This is a genomic window from Verticiella alkaliphila, from assembly GCF_018904615.1.
In the GTDB taxonomy this organism is placed as follows: Bacteria; Pseudomonadota; Gammaproteobacteria; order Burkholderiales; family Burkholderiaceae_B; genus Verticiella; species Verticiella alkaliphila.
Genome location: NZ_JADCNH010000025.1, coordinates 62,504 through 69,494, shown reverse-complemented (window position 1 = coordinate 69,494; position 6,991 = coordinate 62,504). Strand labels below are relative to the sequence as shown.

6 protein-coding genes and 1 pseudogene are annotated in these 6,991 nt (G+C 67.7%); 1 reads left to right on the top strand and 6 read right to left on the bottom strand.

From position 1 onward, the window contains the following. From IMZ29_RS15670 to IMZ29_RS15660, 3 genes are all read right to left on the bottom strand, one after another. On the bottom strand, nt 1-1,206 hold a 1,206-nt coding region (locus tag IMZ29_RS15670), incomplete at its 3' end, for an efflux RND transporter periplasmic adaptor subunit (RefSeq protein WP_216185807.1). A 175-nt stretch (nt 1,207-1,381) separates the two neighbouring features. After that, nucleotides 1,382-2,962 (bottom strand): TerC family protein, encoded by a 1,581-nt coding sequence (locus IMZ29_RS15665; RefSeq protein ID WP_216185805.1) that lies wholly within the window; start codon nt 2,960-2,962, stop codon nt 1,382-1,384. A gap of 86 nt (nt 2,963-3,048) precedes the next feature. Next, nucleotides 3,049-3,855 (bottom strand): inositol monophosphatase family protein, encoded by an 807-nt coding sequence (locus IMZ29_RS15660; RefSeq protein ID WP_216185803.1) that lies wholly within the window; start codon nt 3,853-3,855, stop codon nt 3,049-3,051. A 104-nt stretch (nt 3,856-3,959) separates the two neighbouring features. On the opposite strand from IMZ29_RS15660, the gene IMZ29_RS15655 reads away from it, so the two are divergent. Next, nucleotides 3,960-4,787, top strand: a complete 828-nt coding sequence (locus IMZ29_RS15655; RefSeq protein ID WP_216185801.1) for an RNA methyltransferase — start codon at nt 3,960-3,962, stop codon at nt 4,785-4,787. 108 nt (nt 4,788-4,895) lie between these two features. Here IMZ29_RS15655 and IMZ29_RS15650 read toward each other — a convergent pair whose 3' ends face one another. From IMZ29_RS15650 to IMZ29_RS15640, 3 genes and pseudogenes are all read right to left on the bottom strand, one after another. Next, a complete protein-coding gene (locus IMZ29_RS15650) occupies nt 4,896-5,663 on the bottom strand; it encodes a UDP-2,3-diacylglucosamine diphosphatase (RefSeq protein WP_216185813.1) in 768 nt (255 codons plus the stop codon). A gap of 22 nt (nt 5,664-5,685) precedes the next feature. Further along, nucleotides 5,686-6,185, bottom strand: a pseudogene (locus IMZ29_RS15645) (peptidylprolyl isomerase). Between the two features lie 110 nt (nt 6,186-6,295). Next, a complete protein-coding gene (locus IMZ29_RS15640; RefSeq protein ID WP_216185799.1) occupies nt 6,296-6,949 on the bottom strand; it encodes a tetratricopeptide repeat protein in 654 nt (217 codons plus the stop codon). Nucleotides 6,950-6,991 lie beyond the last annotated feature (42 nt).

The following is a 6,991-nucleotide window of genomic DNA, read 5'->3' as shown; positions in this document are numbered from 1 at the left end:
CGCGCCTTGGCCCGCGGCACCGCCAGCCGGTGCTGCACCACCGGGCGCACCGCCCTGGGCGGGTGCGGCACCCGGAGCCACCGGGTTCACCGTGGCGCCCGGCCGGATCTGCTGGAAGCGGTCGACGACCACGCGGTCGCCGGCATTCAGGCCGCGATCGATGATCCAGGTCGCGCCCTGCATGGAGCCCGTCGTGACCGGACGCGGCTGCACCTGGTTCTTTTCGTCCACGATGTAGACGAAGGCGCTGCCGTCCGAATTGCGCTGCACCGACTGGGTCGGCACCTGGATCGCGTTGTCCTGCACCCCTTGCACCACCCGGCCGCGCACGTACATGCCCGGCAGCAGCAGGCGATCAGGGTTCGGGAATTCCGCGCGCAGCGTGATCTGTCCGGTGCCCGGATCCACACTCACGCCCGAGGAGAGCAGCTTGCCCTCGTGAGCATAGTCTTCCCCGTTGCTGAGCGTCAGGTGCACGGGCGTTTCGCCCTGGGCATTCTGCAGTTCGCCGCTGGCAATCGCCTTCTGCAGGCCGAGCACGTCGCTCGCGGACTGCGTGAAGTTCACGTAGATCGGATCGAGCTGCTGGATGAGGGCGAGCGGCGTCACTTCACCCTGGCCCACCAGCGCGCCTTCGGTCACGAGGGCGTTACCGATACGCCCGGAGATCGGCGCCGTCACCGTCGCGTAGCCCAGGTCCAGCTTGGCCGAGTCCAGCGCGGCCTTCATCTGGGCCACCTGCGCTTCGGCCAGCCGGCGCTGCGCCACGGCCTGGTCGTACTCCTGCTGGCTCACGGCTCGGGCCTTGACCAGGGGCGCGTAGCGACGCTCGAGCTGGCGCGCCTGGAAGACATTGGCTTCGGCCTGTTGAAGATTGGCCTGTGCCACGCCCAGGGCAGCTCGCAACGCGGACGGATCGATCTCGTAGAGCACCTGGCCCTGTTTGACGTCGCTGCCTTGCTGGAAGTGGCGCTTGAGGACGATGCCGGGCACCCGGGCACGCACCTCGGCGGAGCGGGTCGCCTCCAGGCGACCGGGCAGCTCGGTGCTGCGGGTGACCGATTCGGTCTTGGCCGTGACCACACCCACCGTCACCGGCGGCATCTGCGGCGGCCCTCCGGCCTGCTCCTTCTGACCGCAGGCTGCGAGTGCGACGGTAAGCAGCACGGCGCCGGTGAGGGGGCGGAGGCGAAGCGCATGAGACATGACTTTCTCGACGAAGGGGTGATCGGGTAGCAGGCTGGGACCAGGGCTTGCTGTTGCATTCGGGCGCGTGGCCGCTCAAATGAGACGAGATTGTATCACCGTCGGGAAAACCCGCATCACGGGTCTACGCGACCGCCAACAGAACGGGCCGGCAATGCGGCCCGTTGTGTCACGGCTATGCTGGCTCCGTCTCGTCGGCCAGCAGATCCAACGCTGTCGGCCGGCGCTCCACGAGCACCGACACGATCCGGCGACCAACTACCTCCTGCACGGTGAAGCGCAGGCCGATCCCGGGTTCTTCCAGCACCTGGCCCGGATCGGGCAGGTGATCGAACTTCGCCAGCAAGTATCCGGCCAGGGTGGAGTAGGCTTCGTCCACCAGTCCCTCGACCTCCAGCGTCTGCTCCAGATGGTGCAGGTCGGCAGCGCCCGATACCCGCCAGCGGCGTTCACCGTCCGGCATGATCTCGGGCATCTCGTCCTCGTCGGGGAACTCTCCGGCGATGGCCTCGAAGACGTCGATCGGCGTGACCAGGCCTTCGATGTTGCCGAACTCGTCCGTCACCATCACGAGCTGGCCGCGCGAGCGGCGCAGCGTGTCCATGAGCGCCAGGATCCCGATCGATTCGTGCACGATGATCGGTTGACGCAGGCTCTCGCGCCGGATGCCGCCCGTGGTGAGGACGTCGGCGAGGAGGTCACGCGCGCGGCCCACGCCGGCCACTTCATCCACGGTGCCGCGGCAGACGGGAAAGAAGCTGTGCGGCACCGTCTTGAGCAGCCGCAGGATGGTGTCCTTGTCGTCCTCGAGGTTGATCCAGGAGACGTCGGTACGCGGCGTCATGATCGAGCGCACCGAACGGTCGACCAGGGTGAGCACGCCGCTCACCATGTTGCGCTCCTGGACGGCAAATCCTTCCCTCTCGGGCATGCGCGTACCTTCCTCCGGCTCGGGCGCGGGCTCGTCGGCGTCCTTGCGCTTGGAGCCCAGCAGGGACAGGATGGCTTCGGCGGTGCGCTCGCGCATGGGGCGCGACCCCTGTTCCTTCAGGAAATTGCGCCGCGCAATCTGGTTGAACGCCTCGATCATGATCGAAAAGCCGATGGCCGCGTACAGATAGCCCTTGGGCACGTAGAAGCCCAGGCCTTCGGCGACCAGCGAGAAGCCGATCATGAGCAGGAACGCGAGACACAGCACCACGACGGTGGGGTGGGCGTTCACGAAGCGGGTGAGGGGCTTGGAGGCCGCGAGCATGACGCCCATGGCGATCACGACGGCGATCATCATCACCGGCAGGTGCTCGACCATGCCGACAGCAGTGATCACGGCGTCCAGCGAGAACACCGCATCGAGAATGACGATCTGGGTCACCACGACCCAGAACCCGGCGTAGGCCTTGGGCCCGTCGGTGCCATGGGTCTTGCCCTCGAGCCGCTCGTGCAGCTCCATCGTCGCCTTGAAGAGGAGGAAGAGCCCCCCTACCAGCAGGATGAGATCACGCCCGGCGAAAGTGAGCGGGCCTAGCGAGAAGAGCGGTCGGGTGAGGGTGACCAGCCAGGACATGACCGTGAGCAGGCCCAGGCGCATGACCAGGGCGAGCGACAGGCCGATGACGCGCGCACGGTCGCGCAGGCGCGGCGGCAGCTTGTCCGCCAGGATGGCGATGAAGATGAGATTATCGATCCCGAGAACGATCTCGAGAATGACCAAGGTGGCCAGTCCGACCCACGCGGTGGGGTCGTAAATCCACTCCATCGGGAGCTCCGTGAGTTACGCAAGCCCGATGATAACGCCAAGCGCGTATCTTTCCTGATGACACGCGCCCGGCATTGCCGCGCCGATCAGCGCGGGGTGACGGAGACCTGCATCGGCTCGAGCAGCGAGAGCATGCCCGGAAAGAGGCGCGGTGCGCTCGCGACGAGATTGCCGGTCTCGAGCCAGGTCTGCTCGCCCGCGAAATCGCCGATGAGACCGCCGGCTTCCAGGATGAGCAGGCCGCCCGCGGCCATGTCCCAGGGCTTCAGGCCCGCGCCGTAGCAGCCGTCCAGGCGGCCGGCAGCCGTCCAGGCCAGGTCGAGCACGGCCGAACCGATGCGGCGGGTGCCCGCGCACGACACCGACATCTCGCTGAAGATGCGCGACCAGCGCACCATCTGGGCATCGTCGGCCGAGCGGAAGCTCGCACCGATGAGGGCTTGTTCGATGCGCGTGCGGCGCGACACGCGGATGCGCCGATCGTTCAGGAAGGCGCCCGCGCCGCGCGTGGCGGTGAAAAGCTCGTTGCGGGTCGGGTCATAGACCACGGCCTGGGTGACCACGCCGCGCTCGGCCAGCGCGATGGAGACGGCGTAGTCCGGGAAGCCGTGCACGAAGTTGGTCGTGCCGTCGATCGGATCGATGATCCATTGGAATTCCGACTCGCGCTGACCGGCGATCTCGCCGGATTCCTCGGCAAGGATCCCGTGGTCGGGGTAGGCCGTCTGAAGGATCTCGATGATGGCCGACTCGGCCGCCGTGTCGACATCCGTCACGAAATCGCGCGGCCCCTTGCGGGCCACGGACAGACGGTCCAGGTCCATGCTGGCGCGGTTGATGATGTTGCCGGCACGGCGGGCCGCCTTGACGGCGGTGTTGAGCATCGGATGCATGAGAACGGTCTTTCTCGGTAAACTCGGTGGATTTCCCCGCTATTTTAGGCTAGTGCGGCCCGACATGGTCTGGCACGGCGAATCTCGCTCGTGCGGATGCCATCATGCGCCCCTGCCGCAAGGACACCGTGTTCTCCCAGATCGACTTCGTCATGGTCGAGCCCAGCCACCCCGGCAATGTCGGCTCGGCAGCCCGCGCGCTCAAGACCATGGGATTCTCCCGTCTCGTGCTCGTCGCCCCGCAAGTGCCGGACGTGACCCGGCATCCCGATGCGATCGCGCTTGCCAGCGGCGCGGGCGACGTGCTCGAGGCAGCCCACCTGTGCGCCACCCTCGACGATGCGCTGGCCGACACGACGCTCGCGTTTGCGCTGACCGCGCGCGGTCGTGACCTCGGCCCGCCGCCCTGTGACGTGCGCGAAGCAGCTGTGCTTGCGCGTGAGCACGTGGAAAACGCGCACGGCACGCGCGTCTCGATGGTCGTGGGCACCGAGCGCGCGGGGCTCACCAATGCCCACATCGCGCTGTGCCACCGTATCTGTCACATTCCGGCCAATCCGGCGTACAGCTCGCTCAACGTCTCGCAGGCCTTGCAACTCGTCGCCTGGGAGATGCGCTATGCATTGCTGGCCGGGCAATCCGAGCAGTCGCCCAACGGCCGCCCGTTGACCGGGCCGAACGTGGCACCGGGCGCGGCGGTGCAGGCCTTTCTCGCCCATTGGGAAGAGGCGCTCGTCGCGATCAAGTTCCTCGATCCCGCGCATCCCAAGAAGCTGATGCCGCGCATGCGACATCTCTTCTCGCGCATCGCTGTGTCGCAGGAAGAAGTCGACATGCTGCGAGGGGTCTGCACGGCCATGATCGCCACGGCCGAAGGGCGTTATCGCCAGCCACCCGGCGGCAGCAAGCAGGACGGCGCGCGCGACGTCTAGGGGCGGGCGCGCGTCAGCGCGTCGCGACCGTTCGGGACGCGGGCTCGGCGGGAAAGCGTATGGCAATGCGATGACCGGCGCGGCCGCTGGCCGCGCCGGTGATGGGCATCAGGCGATTTCGATGTCGTGAATCGCCGGGCCATCGCGATCGATGGCCAGCCAGCCGCCCCGGGGCGGCGTGGCAGTGAGGTCCCAGTCCGGCAGCACCCAGCGCTCCACGGCCTGCCCATCGAGCAGGAACCGGTGGTGGCCCGGGCGATGCGTGTGACCGTGCACCAGGCGGCGCACGCCTGCGGCGCGCAGCGCCGCGCACACCGCGTCGGCATTGACGTCCATGATCTCCATGGACTTGCCCGCCTTGCCGGCCTCGCTCTGTGCGCGCAGGCTGGCGGCGATCTGCATGCGCTCGGCCAGCGGCTTGGCGAGCATTTCTGCCTGCCAAGCCGGGTTGCGCACCACGGCCCGCATCTGCTGATACGGCACGTCGTCCGTACAGAGTTCGTCGCCGTGGCTGAGCAGCAGCTCGCCCGCGTCGGTGACGAGAATGACCTGGGCTGGCAGCAGCTTCACGCCAAGCAGCCCGGCGAGACGCTCGCCCATCAGGAAGTCGCGATTGCCGTGGCCAACCCAGACGGGGATGGCCTTGGCCGTGGCAGCCAGTGCGCGCAGGATGTCGGCCAGCCAGGGCGGCGCGACATCGACCACGTCGTCGCCAATCCAGGCATCGAAGATGTCGCCAGGCAGCACGAGCGCGTCGGCGCTATCGGCGGCGGCACCCAGGAAGGCCACGAAGGCCTCATTGGTGTCCGCCACCGCAGGCGACATGTGCATGTCGGCGGCGATCCACACCGTCCCCGTCAGGGCGATGCGTGGCAGGGTGTCGGTGAGGCCCGTCAAGTTACAGCACTTCCGCCTTGGTGATCACCACGTCCTCGACCGGGACGTCCTGGTGAAAACCACGGCTGCCCGTCTTCACGCCCTTGATCTTGTCGACCGTTTCCGTGCCTTCGACGACCTTGCCGAACACGGCGTAGCCCCAGCGCGCGGGTTGGGCGAGGTGAAGTTCAGGGAGTCGTTGTCCGTCACGTTGATGAAGAACTGGGCCGTTGCCGAATGCGGGTCGTTGGTGCGGGCCATCGCCACCGTGTAGCGATCGTTCTTCAGGCCGTTGGCGGCTTCGTTGTCGATCGGGGCGCGGGTTTCCTTCTGCTTCAGGCCGGGCTCGAAGCCGCCGCCCTGGATCATGAAGTTGCCGATCACACGGTGAAAGACCGTGCCGTCATAGAAGCCGCTGCGGGCGTACTCGAGAAAGTTCTCGGTGGTCTTGGGCGCCTTGGCGGCATCCAGTTCGATGACGATGTCGCCCTGGGTCGTGACGAGTTTGACGCGAGGATTCATGGCAGTGCTACCCGAAGAGGTGGTTTGTGGAGTGGCCGCGCTCGCGGCAAAAGCGCCCAGCGCCATGGCGGCGCAGGCGGAGGTGACGAGCAGGGGACGCAGCAGTCGGATCAAGGCGAGATACCTTTGAGGAGTTCACGGGTACGCGTGGCCATGCCGGCCGCCTGGGGTTCGCCCAGGCGAGCCGCATCGCCGTACGCGCGCTCGGCCAGCATCAGGTAGACATCGGCCAGGTTGGCCTGTGCCGCCCCATAGCGCGGATTGGTCAAGAGGGCCATGCGCAGCGCTTCGGCGGCGCGGTCGAGCTGGCCGCGTGCGGCATGGATCGCGGCGAGATTGTTCCACGGTTCCGGCAGCTCGGGAAAGTCCGTCGTCATGCGTTGATAGACGGCGGCGGCTTCGTCCAGGCGGTTGCCGGCCGCCAGCGCGCGTCCCTTGAGAAAGAGCAGGCGGGCGTCCACGCCCGAGATGCCGCTCGCCTCGCGCTGGCGCAGCCGGTTGTCGATCTCCGTGACGGCCGCGCCCGCGCGGCCATCGCCAATCATGGCTTCGAGCCGGGCCACGGCTTCGCTGGACGTCTCCGGCAGGCGGGTGTCGGTGCTGGGCTTGAGGCGGTCCAGGGCGCGCACGAGCCAGGGCCAGCCATAGGGCTCCTGGGCGGCCGGATCCACGGCGGGAGCCGTCTGGGCCAACGCCGGGCCGACGGCGAGCAGGGTGGCGGCCAGCCCGGCGCGCAAGGCGCCGCGAGACAGGCGAGAGGTCACGGAAGGCATCCGACAGAGGTCCGCTTGCTATACTTGAAGATT